Origin of the sequence: Hymenobacter swuensis DY53 (assembly GCF_000576555.1) — a bacterium.
Lineage (GTDB): Bacteria > Bacteroidota > Bacteroidia > Cytophagales > Hymenobacteraceae > Hymenobacter > Hymenobacter swuensis.
The window spans coordinates 1,293,861-1,309,653 of record NZ_CP007145.1 but is presented as its reverse complement, the minus strand read 5'-3'; the positions used below and the strand labels follow the sequence as shown (position 1 = coordinate 1,309,653).

15 protein-coding genes and 1 tRNA gene are annotated in these 15,793 nt (G+C 59.3%); 11 read left to right on the top strand and 5 right to left on the bottom strand.

Features of this window, described 5'->3' with window-relative positions:
- Positions 1 to 158: 158 nt before the first annotated feature.
- From HSW_RS07085 to HSW_RS07075, 3 genes are all read right to left on the bottom strand, one after another.
- Entirely contained in the window at positions 159 to 2,396 is a 2,238-nt protein-coding gene (locus tag HSW_RS07085; protein ID WP_044001380.1) for a ComEC/Rec2 family competence protein, read from the bottom strand.
- A 161-nt stretch (positions 2,397 to 2,557) separates the two neighbouring features.
- Positions 2,558 to 2,992 carry a GNAT family N-acetyltransferase gene (locus HSW_RS07080; RefSeq protein ID WP_044004239.1) on the bottom strand — a complete coding sequence of 145 codons (435 nt, stop codon included), beginning with the start codon at positions 2,990 to 2,992 and terminating at the stop codon, positions 2,558 to 2,560.
- A 139-nt stretch (positions 2,993 to 3,131) separates the two neighbouring features.
- Entirely contained in the window at positions 3,132 to 4,247 is a 1,116-nt protein-coding gene (locus HSW_RS07075; RefSeq protein ID WP_081768294.1) for a PhoH family protein, read from the bottom strand.
- A 186-nt stretch (positions 4,248 to 4,433) separates the two neighbouring features.
- Here HSW_RS07075 and HSW_RS07070 point away from each other — a divergent pair, with 186 nt between their 5' ends.
- The 4 genes from HSW_RS07070 (at position 4,434) to HSW_RS07055 (ending at position 6,302) form a co-directional block, all read left to right on the top strand.
- Positions 4,434 to 5,204: an SAM hydrolase/SAM-dependent halogenase family protein gene (locus tag HSW_RS07070; protein ID WP_044001379.1), complete on the top strand. Its 771-nt coding sequence runs from the start codon at positions 4,434 to 4,436 to the stop codon at positions 5,202 to 5,204.
- A gap of 99 nt (positions 5,205 to 5,303) precedes the next feature.
- Entirely contained in the window at positions 5,304 to 5,615 is a 312-nt protein-coding gene (locus HSW_RS07065; RefSeq protein WP_044001378.1) for a putative quinol monooxygenase, read from the top strand.
- A gap of 40 nt (positions 5,616 to 5,655) precedes the next feature.
- Positions 5,656 to 6,195, top strand: coding sequence for an iron-sulfur cluster co-chaperone HscB C-terminal domain-containing protein (locus HSW_RS07060; RefSeq protein ID WP_044001377.1), 540 nt, complete (start codon positions 5,656 to 5,658; stop codon positions 6,193 to 6,195).
- A gap of 25 nt (positions 6,196 to 6,220) precedes the next feature.
- Positions 6,221 to 6,302: transfer RNA gene (locus tag HSW_RS07055), tRNA-Leu, on the top strand.
- A 54-nt stretch (positions 6,303 to 6,356) separates the two neighbouring features.
- Here HSW_RS07055 and aspA read toward each other — a convergent pair.
- Positions 6,357 to 7,763, bottom strand: coding sequence for an aspartate ammonia-lyase (gene aspA, locus HSW_RS07050; protein ID WP_044001376.1), 1,407 nt, complete (start codon positions 7,761 to 7,763; stop codon positions 6,357 to 6,359).
- A gap of 150 nt (positions 7,764 to 7,913) precedes the next feature.
- Positions 7,914 to 8,798, bottom strand: a complete 885-nt coding sequence (locus HSW_RS07045; protein WP_044001375.1) for a hypothetical protein — start codon at positions 8,796 to 8,798, stop codon at positions 7,914 to 7,916.
- Between the two features lie 236 nt (positions 8,799 to 9,034).
- Here HSW_RS07045 and HSW_RS07040 point away from each other — a divergent pair, with 236 nt between their 5' ends.
- The 7 genes from HSW_RS07040 to HSW_RS07010 all read left to right on the top strand — a co-directional run bounded on the left by HSW_RS07040 (position 9,035) and on the right by HSW_RS07010 (position 15,704).
- Entirely contained in the window at positions 9,035 to 10,018 is a 984-nt protein-coding gene (locus HSW_RS07040; protein ID WP_044001374.1) for a fasciclin domain-containing protein, read from the top strand.
- A 134-nt stretch (positions 10,019 to 10,152) separates the two neighbouring features.
- Complete coding sequence (locus tag HSW_RS07035; RefSeq protein WP_044001373.1) at positions 10,153 to 11,700, top strand: alpha/beta hydrolase family protein; 1,548 nt, start codon at positions 10,153 to 10,155, stop codon at positions 11,698 to 11,700.
- A 135-nt stretch (positions 11,701 to 11,835) separates the two neighbouring features.
- Entirely contained in the window at positions 11,836 to 12,189 is a 354-nt protein-coding gene (locus HSW_RS07030) for an S-adenosylmethionine decarboxylase family protein (RefSeq protein ID WP_052346790.1), read from the top strand.
- The gene (locus tag HSW_RS07025) at positions 12,186 to 13,526 is read left to right on the top strand and encodes a DUF4178 domain-containing protein (protein ID WP_044001371.1); all 1,341 of its coding nucleotides are present in this window, start codon (positions 12,186 to 12,188) and stop codon (positions 13,524 to 13,526) included. Before HSW_RS07030 ends, HSW_RS07025 begins: the two co-directional genes overlap by 4 nt.
- Before the next feature lie 16 nt (positions 13,527 to 13,542).
- The gene (locus HSW_RS07020; RefSeq protein WP_044001370.1) at positions 13,543 to 13,734 is read left to right on the top strand and encodes a hypothetical protein; all 192 of its coding nucleotides are present in this window, start codon (positions 13,543 to 13,545) and stop codon (positions 13,732 to 13,734) included.
- Positions 13,735 to 13,924: 190 nt separating this feature from the next.
- Positions 13,925 to 14,140 (top strand): DUF350 domain-containing protein, encoded by a 216-nt coding sequence (locus tag HSW_RS07015; protein WP_044001369.1) that lies wholly within the window; start codon positions 13,925 to 13,927, stop codon positions 14,138 to 14,140.
- Positions 14,133 to 15,704, top strand: a complete 1,572-nt coding sequence (locus tag HSW_RS07010; RefSeq protein WP_081768292.1) for a polyamine aminopropyltransferase — start codon at positions 14,133 to 14,135, stop codon at positions 15,702 to 15,704. The genes HSW_RS07015 and HSW_RS07010 overlap by 8 nt, the downstream gene beginning before the upstream one ends.
- Positions 15,705 to 15,793: the final 89 nt, after the last annotated feature.

Below are 15,793 nucleotides of genomic sequence, written 5' to 3'. Positions count from 1 at the left end.
GGAACAATTCAGTAGGCCCATTGCCCGGCGAGCAGGTAGCAGGCTACTGAGAAAAAGAGGGCGCGAAAACCAAACGTAGCAAAATTGATGCTACTAAGTATACGATATACTCCTCCTAACCCCTCTACGGTTTCGGCCAACTGCCTGCCTCTGCCTTTCTACTGCCCGGCCCGCACGATAAACGCCCCGTGTAACGTCACATCGTGGGTCTGGAAGCCGGCGGCCCGCAGCAAAGAATCCTGCCGGAGCACATACCAGCTCTTGCAGGAAGAATCAAATACTATGGGCGCGGCCGTCCCGAACAGCGCTGCAAGTTCCGTTGGCTGCACGCGGGCGTTGCGGCGTAGCACGATGGCTGTCAGGCCGGACGCCGGCTGCGTGGCCCCGCTCAACCGGTCGTTGATAAAGGCCACTGGCCGGCCGCGCCACACGACCAGCGTCAGGCCCGGCTCCGCCACAGCAGTCGGCACCTGACTACGCTGCCAGCCCTGCCGATACATAACCCGGCGGGCATCGCGCTGAATGATGCCCGGTACGATGCGGTAGGTGCGTTCGGTTTCAGAGAGCGGCAACGAATCAACGGTTACTATTTCGGCCGCAGCACCGTGCCAGAAACCAACTACGGATCGACGCGGAATGCTGTAGATAACCAGCTGTTCATCGGGGGCCAGTTGATGCGCAGCCCATACCCGACTGCCGGCAAACAAGCCCAGCAACGCACAGGCGACGGCCAGCCAGGGCAGTTTTTTCAGGGCTATAAAAACCAGCACCGCCAGCAGTACGCCACCAATGAGCCAGACTTGAGGCGTGGTTACGTGAATGCCCGACACCAGCGCGCCGGGCATGGAGCGCCCAATCCAGAATATGTACTCGTTGAAGGCCCAAACCATTCGTTCAAACAACCACGCCACACCTTTCGGGCCGTAGTTGAGTACCTGCGCTATGCCCGGCGAGGCAAGGCCCACCAGTGCCACCGCACCTTTCAGCACCAGCAAAAGCAGACCCACATATACCGCGCCACTGGAAATGGGCACTGCCACCAGATTGGAGAGCAGGAAACTGAGTGGAAACTGATGGAAATAAAACAGTCCCAGCGGAAATGTGGCTACCTGTGCCGCTAACGATAGGGCCATAGCCTGCCAGATATAGTTGACGCCTTTCCCCAACCATTTCCAGCTTTTCTGCACTGCCTTCGACTGCCAGGGTCGCTGCCTATCCAGGAAATACTCCTCCGGCTCAAACCAGCCCGCAATGCGCGGCTGCAGGTACACGATGCTTAGTACAGCCAGGAAAGACAGCTGAAAACCAACATCGCACAGCAGATACGGGTCGTAGCAGAGCAGGAAAAAAGCTGCCACGGCCAGCAGGTTGTACATAGATGTCTGCCGCCCCGTAGCCCGTGCGATGATGATAAAGGAAAACATGACGGCCGCCCGCAGAACCGAAGCCGACAGCCCTGTGAGAAACGCGTAGCTCCAGATAACGGTCAGGCCCAGTAGCGCTGTGAGCAGCCGGAACACCCGTTCGCGCCGCCCCGGCAACAGGCTTAGCAGCCACGTCACAGCCCCGAACAACAGCCCCACCTGAAGCCCCGAAACCGCCATAATGTGCGTGGTACCGGTGTTGGCGTAGGCCTGCTTGGTTTCCTGATCTACTTCATCCTTAATGCCCAGTACCAACGCCGAAGCCAGCGCATACTCCCGCTTGGCGTGCACATACTGCCGGAACACCCCATCGAGCACCCGGGCGGCGCGCATGGCCATGGCCCGCAACTGGCTGGGCGGCGCAATGGCTATTCGTTGATATTGGTCAGGGTGGATGAACTGCTGATGATAGACCTGGTGGTACGCAAGATAGCGGCGGTAGTCGAACTCCCCGGGGTTCAGCGGAGCCTTGCTAGGTGCGGGCGCCCCACGAACCAGCCATACGTCGCCGTACTGCGGAGCAGCCGTACTGTCGTCGCGCGGGATGGACACCCGGATACCGCCTCGTGCCGGCCCCCACTGCCCTGCCACCCGCACCGCCGAAACGCGTACGGTGGTAGCGTAGGTAGCGGGCCGAACCACAGTGTAATCGTCCACCACGGCCCGGTAAAACTCCACGCGGTTACCAAAACGGTATAGGTGGTCCGGCGCACGGCTTTCGGTGCCTTGCTGGGTGAAGGTGAGGCCGGCGGCATATAGCACCAGCATTGCCAGCAGCCCGGCCGCATCGGTAGCACCCGGGCTAGTCCGCCGAGCGGCCCAGAACTGCACCAACAGAAAAAGTAATACCAGGCCTACTAGCAGCAGCCGAAAATCGGGGAGCTGGCTACCGATATATAGGTAGGTCAGGATACCGGCCATCAGCGGTAGTACCAGCCGGATGAAGGCATTCGGAGCCCATTTGATAACCATCTTGATAAGGATAAGGCCAACGCATAGTGCAGCCGGCACCGCGAGATATTACCCAGTCAAAATGGAGAAAATAAGTCAAACCGCAAAAGCCGGTTCTGCTCCCCATAATAGGAAAACAGAACCGGCTTATGCGCCACCGACATGCCGCTGTTGCGCAACCGCTACAAGCGCTGCCAGACCATTTTATAGTGTTCAATACCAGCTTCCCAGAAGGCTGCACCGGCTTTCCGGAAGGCATGCCGCTCGTAAAAACGCACGGCGGGCAATTGCGCGTTCAGGTATACTTCGGCGGCAGGATGAGCCGCCTGTACGTCGCGGAGTACGGCGGCCAGTAACGCAGCCCCCACTTGCTGGTTGCGGTACCCGGCCAGCACCGCGAAGCGCTCCAGTTTCACCCCATTTTCCGTAACGCGCCAGCGAGCAGCCCCGCAAGGCTGACCATCGGCGGCCCGGGCCAAGTAGTGCGTGGCGTCGGTGCGGTCATGCGCATCGTTTTCGAGGTCGGCCGGTACGTTCTGGCCCAGCACGAATACCGTCCGGCGAATAGCCAGGGCATTAGTCAGGTCCTCCTCCGTAGTAATGCGGGTTACTTCCATGTGTTCATACATATGCCGGCTGCTCCGGCAATGGCGAAATTCACTAGTCTGGTAGAAGACTCTTTTGCATGTTGCTGGTAAATCCAGAAAAGAAAGCGGCTGCCTGTGCAGGCAGCCGCTTTCTTTTCTGCACCTCTGGCTACTGTTCGTGGTTGACGGGCAGCACCTGCGTACCGTCATTCTCGCGGCGAGCATCAGGGTGTTTGGCCGGGTCGAGGTCGGCCGAGCCGGGACCACCGGGACGGCGGTAGGGCTGGGCAGCACGCACGGGCCGGTTGGCCTGATTGGCTTCCTCCTGCTGCGCGGCCACGTCGAACTTGTCGTAGGCCAGCACAATCTGCTTCACCAGCCGGTGCCGCACCACGTCTTCGACCGACATTTCCACGAACCCGATTTCCTTCACGTCGCGCAGAATATCCAAGGCCTGAATCAGGCCGGATTTCTGCTTGGTGGGCAGGTCAATCTGGCTTCGGTCGCCGTTTACCATCACCTTGGCGTACGGTCCCATACGGGTCAGAAACATCTTTAGCTGACTGGGCGTGGTGTTCTGGGCCTCATCCAGCAGCACGAAGGCATTGTTGAGCGTCCGGCCGCGCATGTACGCCAAGGGCGCAATTTCGATGGTTTTGTTTTCGAGGTAGAGCTTGAGCTTTTCGGGCGGCAGCATGTCCTCCAGCGCATCGTAAATCGGGCGCAGATACGGGTCTACCTTCTCCTTCATGTCACCGGGCAGGAAGCCCAGGCTTTCGCCGGCTTCCACCACGGGGCGCGAAATGATGATTTTCTTAACCTCTTTATTCTTGAGCGCCCGCACGGCCAGCGCCACCGAGATATAGGTTTTGCCCGTACCGGCCGGCCCCAGCGCAAATACCAGGTCGTGGCGCAACACGGCATCTACCAGCCGTTGCTGATTAGCCGTTTTAGCTTTGATGACGCCTCCTTTGGCGCCAAACAGAATTACGTCGGGCGAGGCAGCCATGCGCGCCTCATCGTGTTCTTCTTCGGCCGAGGACAGGTACTGACTTACGGTCTTATCGGTGATTTGCCCGTACTGATGGTAGTGCTCCAGCAGTGCCGACAGGATTTCGTTGATGCGGCTGATAACGGCCGTCTGGCCCTGAATCTTGATTTCGTTGCCGCGGGAAACGATTTTACTGCCCGGGAAGGCAGCCGCCAGCTGGCGGATATTTTGGTTATCGGGTCCCAGGAATTCAACCAAGGACACATTTTCCAGTGTGATGATTTTTTCGACCAAACTGAGGGAATTTAAGAGCGAAAGGAGAAGGAAAACTAGCACTGAACAGGTCCAGTGCAGGCCTCTGCTAACAGTAACAACAAAAATCAGCTTATCGTTGCCGCTGCCGGTTCGCGGCAAAACGCCTACTTTTGCCGCCCCCGAATGGGGCTTGGCAATAGTACGAATAACTCCCAATTTCCGGTCATGGGCCTGATTACGTTTCTGTCCGATTTTGGCTACCGCGACCATTACGTAGCGGCCGTGAAGGCCCGTATTCTGCAGCTGGCTCCCCAAGTGCCGGTACTAGATATTACGCACGGCATCGAGCCCTTCAACATTGCGCACGCCGTGCATGTGCTGGGCGCCGTGTACCAGGATTTTCCGGCTGGCACGGTTCATCTGGTCGGCGTCAACGACTTAGGCTCGCCGCGCGCGGCGTGGCATGCCGCCCGTTTTCAGGGGCACTACTTCGTGTCGGCCGATAACGGCCTTTTGCCCCTGCTCTGTGACGGGCAGCCCGATGAACTGGTGGTGCTGAGCGCGGGTAACGGGCCTTCCTCCTCTCCCACCCGCGACCTGCTGGCCCCGGCCGCCGTGCATTTGGCCCAGGGCCGCTCGCTGGCTGAACTGGGCCCCGCCACCACCGAAACTTACCAGCTCCTGAACCGGCAAATGCGTCTGCAGGATGACCGCATCACCGGCCATGTCGTGCATGTAGACCACTACGGTAACCTCATCACTGATATCAGCCGCACGGCCGTGGAAGTAGTGGGCCGTACCCGGCCGTTCACCATCCATTTTGCCCGCGAAACGGTGCGGGAAATAGTGGCGCACTTCCAGGCCGCCGCGCCCGGCGAGGCTGTATGCATCTTCAACAGCCAGGACCGCCTGTGCATTGGTATCAACCAGGGCAATGCGTCCGAGTTGCTAGGCCTGCATTTCGATTCCCAGGTAGATATCCGATTTGTGGGGTGATTAGTGGTTTCTGGCTATTATCCATTCTCGAAATACCCCCAAACCGTACCTCAGCCGGAAGCACCCAACAGCCAAAAACGAACACCCAAAAACCAAAGGATGCTGATTCGGATTGTACGCCTGACGCTGGAGCCAGCGCGGGTAGCGGAATTTTTACGGCTTTTTCAGGAGTCTGAGGACCAGATTCGCGCAATGCCCGGCTGCCGGTTTCTGGAGCTGTGGCAGGACGCCGACCAGCCCCACGTGTACTGTACGCACAGCCACTGGGACTCGGCCGATGCCCTGAACGCTTACCGCCGGTCCGCATTGTTTGGCCAAGTGTGGCCGGCTACTAAGGTTCTGTTTGCGGCCCCGCCGGTGGCATTTTCAGTCCGGCCCGCTGTGTTGCCGCCGGCCCCGGGCCAGATCTAACCCCGTACCATGGCCTTCTTACGCTCATTTCCCCTTGCCGATGACCACACCTGACTACTTCGAGTTCTACCAGCTGCCGGAATCCTTCCGGCCCGATACCGCCGCCCTCAAGCGGCAGTACTACGCGCTGAGTCGTGAGTACCACCCCGATTTTCACGCCACCGAGAGCCCCGAACGGCAACAGGAAATTCTGCAACTGGCTACCCTCAATACCAATGCTTACCGCACACTCTCCGGCGAAGACCAGCGTATGGCCTACATATTGGGCCGTCATGGGCTGCTGGAAGAAGGAAAACAAGAGCTTCCCGCCGATTTTTTGATGGAAGTTATGGACCTCAACGAGCAATTAATGGAGCTGGAATTTGAGCCCGACCCGGCCGCTGTCGGCCGTGTGGAAGCCGACGTCAACTCCCTGACCACCACGCTGGAAGCCGGCATTGAGCCAGTACTGGCAGGCTACGAAGGATTGCCCGCCGAAACCCGTCCCCAGGCCTTAAAACAGGTGCAGACATATTATTTGAAGAAGCGCTACCTCTTGCGCATTCGCGAAAGTCTGGCTAAGTTTGCCACCCGTTCCTGACCTACCGACAGGCACGGCGAGAAATGCCCGGATGGCGGAATCGGTAGACGCGTCGGTCTCAAACACCGATATCGAAAGATGTGCCGGTTCGACCCCGGCTCCGGGTACATAAAGGGCCCTGCTCAACTGAGCAGGGCCCTTTTTTTATTATTGTGCTCTATCTATTGGACGAAGCTGGGTCGGATCAGATTCTCAAAGGTGAAGATTTCATCCCACTTGGCCTGCGACAGCAGCTGCCGCTCAGTTACGGCAATATCGTGGACTGACTTGCCGGTTTTCAGGGCTTCCTTAGCCACTTCGGCCGAGGTTTCATAGCCCAGCACCGGATTTAGCTGCGTAACAATACCAATGCTGTTGCGCACCAGATTTTCGGCGTGCTCCTTGTTGGCCGTAATACCTACTACGCACTTCTCACGCAGGGTTCGGCAGGCGTTGGTCATATAGCTGATGCTAGTAAACAGCGCGAAGCTGATGACCGGCTCCATCACGTTCAGCTGGAGCTGTCCGCCTTCGGCAGCCATGGTCACCGTCAGGTCGGCACCAATGACGTAGAAGGCCGTCTGGTTTACCACCTCGGGCACTACGGGATTTACCTTGCCGGGCATGATGCTGGAGCCAGGTTGCAAGGGCGGCAGGTTGATTTCGTTGATGCCGCAGCGCGGGCCGGAAGACAGCAGGCGCAAATCGTTGCAGATTTTGGAGAGCTTTACGGCCGTACGCTTCAACACGCCTGAGAGCTGCACGTAGGCGCCCGTATCGTAGGTGGCCTCAATCAGGTCGCCAGCCAGGCTCAGGTCGAGGCCGGTAACGTCGCGCAGGTATTTGGTTACGAGGTCGGCGTAGCCCTGAGGCGCGTTTACCCCGGTCCCGATGGCCGTGGCGCCCATGTTGATTTCACTGATGAGGCGGCGGCTGTCCTCAATACGCAGCAGCTCTTCGCGCAGATTGGTGGCAAAGGCCCGGAACTCGTCGCCCATGCTCATAGGCACAGCATCCTGCAACTGGGTACGACCCATTTTCAGCACGTTCCGGAATTCGTCACCCTTGGCAGCAAAGGCATCCGCCAGCTCGCCCAGTACCCGGCTGTAGCCCACCAGCTTGTTGCTGAGCGCAATCCGGAAGGCCGTTGGATAGGCATCGTTGGTGCTTTGCGAGCAGTTGACGTGGTTATTGGGGTGACAGAACTCGTACTGGCCCTTCCGGTAGCCCATGATTTCGAGGGCCACGTTGGCAATGACCTCGTTGGCGTTCATGTTCACCGACGTGCCGGCCCCACCCTGAATCATATCGGTGAGAAACTGCCCGTCGAACTCCCCGGCCGCTACCCGGTCGCAGGCCTGGGCAATGGCGTCGGCAATGGCGGGCTGGAGCACGCCCAGGTCGCGGTTGGCCAGGGCAGCGGCTTTCTTCACCAACGCCAGCGCCTGCACAAACAACGGCTCTACCTTCAGCGGAATACCCGTGATGTAGAAATTTTCCAGCGCGCGCAGCGTCTGGATACCATAATACGCGTCGGCGGGAATTTCTCGCTCACCCAGAAAATCGTGTTCCAGTCGGGAAATGCTCATACTATCTATTAAGGAGTCGGTGGGAAATGGAGGGAATGCGGCACGAAGGTAGCCCCTGCCCCGGATTTGCGGTCCTACCCCACCAGTACCGAAAAAAGGCTCCGTCAGTTGCTGACGGAGCCTTCGGGCACTACGACTGAGAAGCAGGCACTAAAAATTGTATGCCAGACCACCGGTTACGCCCGTCGATTTACCCACGTTGCGTCCCGAAACGTAGGTACTTGCCCCCAACACCAGCCCGAAGCCCTGGGCCAGCGGCCGGAAAGCACTCACGCCCACTCGGGCAAAGTCTACGCGGGTAGCCGTGAAGTCGCCATCAAAGCCCGGCTGCAGAATGTCGGTGCCGCTGCTCGACGATTTCTGAAAGGCGGCCCAACCATCCACGTAAATGCGGGGGCCGGCGTAGCCCACTTTTGTTTCAGCTATAAAGGCATTGGGCACCCGGCCGGAGCGTAGGCTGTACCCGGCCTGGCCCGTAACAAACACGCCCGAGGCCGTTTGCAGATGCGCAATACCGGCAGTGGAAACCTTGGTGGCCTTGTTCCCGATGGCAATAATATACTCCAGCCCCTGCTCCGATTTGTAGTTGCTCAGGGGCGTACTCATGCTCACCACACCCAACAGGCTCAGAATGCTACTGCCCACTTCGGTAGAGTAGCCTTTGAATTTGAGTAGACCCGAAACGTCCTGCAACCCCTCGCGCACGTTGGTGTAGGGCGAGTTTTGCAGGATTTGCGCAGAGGCCTGCCCTTCCGACCGCACGTACGGTAGGCTCACCACAGCCTCAATTTTATCGGTAATGCCATAGTTGGCATACAGGCTCACCGACTTCACCTGAATGCGCCGAAAGATGGGCACATCATTAATTTTCTCCGGCACTAGGTACACCTGCTGGTACCACTCCTGCGTGCCGGACACGGAAACAGAGCCATGCTTGCGGCCCGACATGAAGCCGCTGCTCAGGCTTTGGGCCTGCGTGGCTACGCCACTCAGCAATAAAATTGCCACGATGGGCGAGAAGTAGGAGTTGTTCATCGAATTAAAAGAGGTTAGCCCGGGATTTATGACATGTTAACGCGAATGAGAAAAGCACAATTATCATACTATTCCCAAAACAGGAATATACTTTCCTGCCGCACGGGTCAGACCTACGGAAACAAATATTAAATCGGTTTGCGAATTAGATAAATCCGATGAACTTTTGTTCTCGTTAGTACCCGAGCCGTTCAGCAAAAGTAGCTGAAAAAGTGTTCACGAAAGCGAAAATAACCATGAAAAACCTATTACAAAGCACATTACAACTACTCGCAGTTAGCGTGCTGCTGCTGACCGGCTGCTCTACCGACCAGGATGCGGATGCCTCTATTGCCGGCATTGCCGTGGCTAATGACGACTTCCAGTTATTAGAAGACGCAGCAGTACGCGGAGGAGTAGCCGGAATATTGTCTAATAAAAATCCTAATGACGCCAGTGGTAACTACACCGTTTTTGCGCCCAATAATGCGGCGTTTGCCCGGCTGGGATTTCGCGCGGCACCTGACCTGACCGGACTGCAAACTTCTTTCCTGACCAACACCCTGCTGTACCACGTAGCCAATGGCAACCTGCCCGGCAGCAGCCTCACCACGAATTCTACCTCGGCCTCCGCTCTGGGAGTAACACGGCGGATCATTGACCGCGCCGGGGTGCGGTACGTGAACGGCTCCCGTATTCTGGCTACCGATGTGCCGGCCGCCAACGGAACTGTGCACGTAGTGGACAAAGTGCTGCTGGCTACAGGCCTCGACATCGTGCAATCAGCCATTGCACTGAAGGACGCGCAGGTATTTACCAAACCCGAACTGAGCTTTCTGGTAGAGGCCGTACTGTATGCCGATCTGGCCGGGGCTTTATCGGCTTCGCCGGGCAGCCCGCAGCTTACTGTATTTGCTCCCACCGACCAAGCCTTCCGCGAGTTGGGCACCTTGCTGGGCGTTCCGCTGAATGTGCCGGCCGATATCCGGCGGCTGCCCAAAGCTACGGTTACGGCCGTGCTCCTGAACCACGTAGTACCCGGCGGCAAATTCACGCCGGAGCTGCCCGAAAACAGCACCATCACACCTCTGAGCGGTTCCCCAATTACGCTGGGAGCCTTTACCGATGGCGTACTGACGGTGAAAGGCAAAAGCAACACGGCCGACGCCAGCATGGTTATTCCTGATGTGCAATGCACCAACGGCACGGTTCACGTCATTTCCCGCGTGCTGCTTCCTTAAGTTCGCCTGCATTACGCCTAGCGCTTACACTTCGTCTGCACCCGTTTCACCAGTTTCTCCGCCGTATGCTTTCGGATCGAGTTAGTACTACTTGTAGAAAATACTCTCAGGCGGCACTGCTGCTGGTGTTACTGATGCTGCCAAGCCTGAGCCAAGCTCAGGCCATCAATAAATACTCGCTGGAAGGCGAATGGAAAGGCCCGCTTACCGTGCCGGGAGGCAGCCTGCCCATTCAGATTCTGGTGACGGAGCTGGCCAATGGCAACCGCTTTGCCGTGCTGAACGTGGTACCCCAACGGATCAACCGCATTCCGACGGCCGTGGCGCAGCACGGCGATACCATTACGTTTGTAGCGGAGGAAGTGGGCTGCCGGTTTAAAGGTGTGCGCTCAACTGACAGCAAACGGCTGGAAGGCACCTGGAGCCAGCCCGGCTTCAGTGCGCCGCTCACGCTGGAATTTGTGCCGCCGCCGCCCAGCGCGCCCAAAAGCTTCCGCTTCCCGCCGCCCTACCGGGTGCAGGAGGTTAGTGTTCAGAATCCGCTTGACAAGCTCACGCTCCAGGGTACGCTCACGATTCCGGCCGGTTCGGGCCCTTTCCCGGCCGTAGTGCTGCTTTCTGACTGGGGTCCGCAAAACCAGGATGGCCAGTATGGTACTTACAAGCTGCTGGGTGGCTTGGCCGACCACCTGACCCGCCGGGGCATTGCGGTACTGCGCTGCCACGACCGGGGCATGGGGCAGTCGGGCGGAAAAGATGCCTTGGCCAGTCCCGATGACCGGGTGCGCGATGCGCAGGCGGCCCTGGAGTTCCTACGGAATCAACCGCTCATTGATATCCAGCTCGTGGGCCTTGTCGGTCACGGCGAAGGCGGCAACGTAGCCTTGCTGGCGGCCGCCCGGCCCCAGCCGCCGGCTTTCGTGGTGACGCTGGCCGCCGCCGGGCTGCCCGGAGCGGATATCCTGAGTATGCAGCCCGGCCTGGGCCGCGCCAGCGCTGTGGCCGATACGCTGCTCAACGGTGTAATCAGGCAGAATCAGCGCCACGGAGCTACTACACAGGAGCAGGTAGAGAAAATGCGCGCCGGCGGTTCCAATGCCGCCCAGATTCAGATTTACCTCGATCAGCAGTATCTGCGCCAGAAGGCGGAGGAGAAAAAACGGCTGGACGCTCTCAGCAAAGAGCAACGTCCACTGCTGGAAATAGTACGCCAGAACCCCGATGACCGAGCGGCGCAGGCCGAAGTAGCCAAGCTGCTGCAAGCCGCCACCCCTGGCCTTCCTGACTCTTCTTACGTAGCCGGAGCAGCCCAGCTTACCAGCCCCTGGGTGCGTTCTTACCTGCGCTTTTATCCGCAGCGGGAGCTGGAAACGGTGCAATGCCCGGTGCTGCTGCTGCACGGGAACGAAGACTTGCTGGTAAATGCTTCAGCCAACCTGAGCGTACTCGAAAAAGGACTTAAAGGCAACAAACAGGTGCAGGTACGCCGCCTTGATGGGATTAATCACCTGTTTCAGGCCCCAATGACGGAATGGCCCCTGATTAACGGCCAACCATCCCCCGTATTCGCCTCAGCAGCGCAGGATGCCATCCGGAACTGGATTCAGTCCTTGGCTCCTACTGTCAAGCCCAGCACCCATCCGACAACCGCGCCGGAAATCAAGCAGGCGGCCCGTAACTAAGCCACCTCCTCTTCCCCCCAGCCCCGCGCCCCGTAGCTTCCGTTGCGGGCCGTGGGTTTTGATACCGGCCCGGGCCTGCGTAGTATTGCCGATAAGGCCGCCCGGTAATCGGGGGCCGTTATGGTATTGCTGCCGATGACTACGTACGCTCCGGGCCTGCATATTCTGGCCACGTTTACTGCCCCGGCACCCCAACTGCTGGATATGCCGGCCTGCCAGGCCTTTTTTGAAGCCCAGGTAGCGGCCCAGGGCCTGACGGCAGTGGGTGCAGCCTACCACGCCTTTCCGGCCGGCGGCTTTACGGCCGTAGTGGCCCTTACCGAGTCGCACTTAAGCATTCATACCTGGCCCGAGCATGGGCTGGCCACCTTCGACGTGTTTCTTTCCAACTTCCGGCGCGACAACGCCGACCGCGCCCGGGAGCTATACGCCGCCACGCTGGCTTTCTTCGAGGCAACGGAGCAGAGCAAAACCGAAGTCCGCCGATGAGTGCGCCCCCAAGCGTGGCCCCGGCGGCCGTGAAATGCCCCGACTGCGGCCACGAGGTGCCGTACTACGATGCCGTGCACAGCGCCTTCTTCGGATGCCGGAAGTGCAACACGTTTTTTGAATACCCCGAAACCGGCGCGCCCAAGAAGCTGCGCAAGTTTAAGGATGTACCACGCCAGAAACCCGCGCTGGCACTGGGCAGCACCGGCCAGCTGGAGGGTAACACCTACCGCGTAACGGGCTACATGTGGCGTTGCGAGGTCAAAAATGCGTCGTACCGCTGGGAAGAATTTCAGCTACGCGAGGAAGCAACCGGCACTTATCGGCAGCTGGCCGTATTTCAGGGCCATTGGTTGCTGCTTGAACCAACTGAGGAGCAGTACCGCGTGAGCATAGGCGGCATGGTGGAAGTACCAGAAACCGATTTCCGCCTCTACAACCGTTACTCGCCCCACATTCTGTATGCCGCCGGAGAGTTCGACTGGAACGTGCTGGCCGACGAAAGCCTGACGATTTCCGAGTACATCAGTCCGCCCCTGATGCTGGTCCGGGAGCGGCAGAACAAGAAGCACAATCATTGGTTCAAGGCCCGCCACCTGGAGCCGAGGGAAGTAGCCGAGGCTTTTGGGATGCCCCCGGAGCAGCTGCCGTACCGCACCGGTGTGGGGGCCGCCCAGCCCGCCCCGGGCCAAGCCTATTGGTCCCAGCTCAGCACTCTTTCACTTCTGATGGCTTTGCTGGTAGTGGCAACGCACATCTACCTGATGCTTTGGGGCAACGAGCCGGTATTCAATAAGGAGTTTGTGAGCGAGCCTACGCCTGTACAGCCCGTTACCGATTCGTTGGGCAACCCGCTGCTGGCCACGCCGGCTGAGCGCACCGTGCTGGTGTCGCCCTCGTTCACGGTGCCCGGCACCGGGGCCCTTACCGTGAAGCTGTGGGCCGATGTGAATAATAATTGGGTGGAATTGCCTTTCTCGCTGGTGAATGAGCAGACCGGCCAGCAGTTTGCCGCCACCGGCAGCATGGAATACTACGCCGGCGTGGAGGAGGGGGAAAGCTGGAGCGAAGGCACCCGCGACACCGAGAAGCTGCTGAGTAGCGTGCCGGCCGGGCCGTACCATCTCAATTTCTACCCTATCACCGAGCCCACCAGCCCTGCTCCCATTCAGTTTCGGGCCACCGTGGAAGCCCACGCTACAGCCGGTACCAACGCCGGGCTGGCCCTGGTGTTACTGTTGTTGTATCCGGGCATCCTCTACGCTCGCCGGGCCTTCCACGAAAGCAGCCGCTGGGAGAACAGCGACTTCAGTCCCTACGCTTCCTCCGACTCCTGATTTCCCGCCACCTGCTATGACCTGGCTTCGCTCCCTCTGGAAAATCCGATTTTACGCCCTGTTTGCGGCCCTCACCTACGGTGGTTTCGTGTGGGCCGGCCTTTCGGGTGTCCGTCTGCTCGGCGACGACAACGAACAGGAACCCAACCTCAACGGCACCGGCGGCTCCCACGGCTCCGGCGGACGCGCCACGTATTTTCACAAGTGAGTTATGAGTTGCCAGTTGTCGGTTGCCAGTTGAACGTCATGCAGAAGCGAAGCCGAAGCAGGTCGCGTGCTGACGTTACGCTGGTAACTAATCGTCAGCACGCGAGATTCCTCGCTCCGCTCGGAATGACGTTCAATTGACCACCAAAAACTCCTAGCTCCTTACCTCCTCCCTTCTAGCTCCTTCCCATATGGAATACCTCAACTTCAAGCTCATTGCTTCCTCCGTCATCTACTCGGTGCTGGGCATCATCATTTTGGTTATCAGCTTCGTGGTGATTGAGAAGCTGACACCCCGCATGCTCTGGAAGGAGATTATCGAGGAGCACAACACGGCTTTGGCCATTATGGCGGCGGCGTTTATGATTGCCGTAGCCCTGATTATCAGTTCCGCCATTCATGGATAGAGTACCCGTGCGCCGGAAGCGGCGGCCAGCTCCCGGGCTGGCCACCGCCCCGACGGATTACCGCTCGGCGCTGCTGCTGGGCTCCGTGTTTGTCATTGCCACCTGCGGACTGATCTACGAGCTGATTGCGGGCACCCTAGCATCCTATCTGCTCGGCGACTCGGTGATGCAGTTTTCCACCATTATCGGGGCGTATCTGTTCTCGATGGGCATCGGTTCCTGGCTGTCGCGCTACCTGGGCGGTTCCCTGCTGCGGTGGTTTATCCGGCTCGAAATTCTGGTGGGGCTGGTGGGCGGCTTCTCGGCCCCGCTGCTGTTCGTGCTGTTCGAATACGTGGTGTCGTTCCGGCTGATTCTGTACGCACTAGTGGGTCTTACAGGCGTGCTGGTGGGGCTGGAAATTCCACTATTGATGCGGATTCTGGAAAACCGCTTCGAGTTTAAAGACTTGGTTTCCCGCGTGTTCACCTTCGACTACATCGGGGCGCTGCTGGCCTCCCTGGTATTCCCGCTGGTGCTGGTGCCGCAACTGGGCCTGATTCGTACGTCGTTGCTGTGCGGGGCGCTGAACGTGGTGGTGGCCGGCGTGGCCCTGTACCGCTTCCCCGAAACCAGGCCCTTCCGGCGCGGCCTCACCGGGGCACTGGTGGCGTCTTTGCTGGCCCTGGGCGTGGGCTTCGGCTACGCTGAGCGCATCCAGACCTACACCGAGGGCATGGCGTTTCAGGACCAAGTGATTTACTCCAAGAGCACCACCTACCAGCGGCTGGTGCTCACCAAAAATCAGCGGGAGCTGCGGCTGTTTCTCAACGGCAACCTGCAGTTCAGCTCCCTCGATGAGTACCGCTACCACGAGGCCCTGGTGCACCCGGCCATGCAGGCCCTGCCCCGGGCCCGGCAGGTGCTGGTGCTGGGCGGCGGCGACGGCCTAGCGGTGCGCGAGTTGCTGAAGTACCCGCAGCTCCAGCGCATCCGGCTGGTGGACCTTGATGCGGGCATGACGCGGCTGTTTCAGCGCAACGAGATGCTGCTGGCCCTCAACCACCGCGCTTTGCTCCACCCCAAAGTCCAGGTTATCAACGGCGACGCCTACCAGTGGGTGCGTCAGGATACCAGCCGCTACGACTGCATCGTGGTGGACTTCCCCGACCCGGGCAACTACTCCATCGGCAAGCTCTACTCGGCGGCGTTTTACCGGGCTTTGGAGCAGCGGCTGGCTCCGGGCGGCTGGGTGGTGGTGCAAAGTACCTCACCCTACGTGGCACGCCGCTCGTTCTGGTGCGTGGCCCACACCCTGCAGGCCGCCGGCTTCACTACCCTGCCCTACCATTGTTACGTGCCCTCGTTCGGGGAGTGGGGCTTTGTGCTGGCCGGCCGCAATGCCCACTGGCGGCCCGATGCCGGCCCCCTGCCCGCCGGCCTGCGCTACGTGACCCCCGCCACCATCCGCGACATGCGTTTCTTCCCGCCTGACATGAGCGAAATTCCCACCGACATCAACCAACTCAACAACCAAGCCCTGGTTCGTTACTTCGAGGACGACTGGGGGCCGTACGTGCACTGATTTTCCCGCTTTCGGTTATTCGTTTTTTTGTGAGCAGTCGATAGTCTATCGGGCTCCGCAACCTGCTGCAGCGAATAGACAAACCCAGA

Coding starts and splice junctions, on each gene's coding strand:
- HSW_RS07085 (WP_044001380.1), bottom strand. CDS start 2,396: ATGGTTATCAAATGGGCTCCGAATGCCTTCATCCGGCTGGTACTACCG.
- HSW_RS07080 (WP_044004239.1), bottom strand. CDS start 2,992: ATGGAAGTAACCCGCATTACTACGGAGGAGGACCTGACTAATGCCCTG.
- HSW_RS07070 (WP_044001379.1), top strand. CDS start 4,434: ATGGGCCTGATTACGTTTCTGTCCGATTTTGGCTACCGCGACCATTAC.
- HSW_RS07065 (WP_044001378.1), top strand. CDS start 5,304: ATGCTGATTCGGATTGTACGCCTGACGCTGGAGCCAGCGCGGGTAGCG.
- HSW_RS07060 (WP_044001377.1), top strand. CDS start 5,656: ATGACCACACCTGACTACTTCGAGTTCTACCAGCTGCCGGAATCCTTC.
- aspA (WP_044001376.1), bottom strand. CDS start 7,763: ATGAGCATTTCCCGACTGGAACACGATTTTCTGGGTGAGCGAGAAATT.
- HSW_RS07045 (WP_044001375.1), bottom strand. CDS start 8,798: ATGAACAACTCCTACTTCTCGCCCATCGTGGCAATTTTATTGCTGAGT.
- HSW_RS07040 (WP_044001374.1), top strand. CDS start 9,035: ATGAAAAACCTATTACAAAGCACATTACAACTACTCGCAGTTAGCGTG.
- HSW_RS07035 (WP_044001373.1), top strand. CDS start 10,153: ATGCTGCCAAGCCTGAGCCAAGCTCAGGCCATCAATAAATACTCGCTG.
- HSW_RS07030 (WP_052346790.1), top strand. CDS start 11,836: ATGACTACGTACGCTCCGGGCCTGCATATTCTGGCCACGTTTACTGCC.
- HSW_RS07025 (WP_044001371.1), top strand. CDS start 12,186: ATGAGTGCGCCCCCAAGCGTGGCCCCGGCGGCCGTGAAATGCCCCGAC.
- HSW_RS07020 (WP_044001370.1), top strand. CDS start 13,543: ATGACCTGGCTTCGCTCCCTCTGGAAAATCCGATTTTACGCCCTGTTT.
- HSW_RS07015 (WP_044001369.1), top strand. CDS start 13,925: ATGGAATACCTCAACTTCAAGCTCATTGCTTCCTCCGTCATCTACTCG.
- HSW_RS07010 (WP_081768292.1), top strand. CDS start 14,133: ATGGATAGAGTACCCGTGCGCCGGAAGCGGCGGCCAGCTCCCGGGCTG.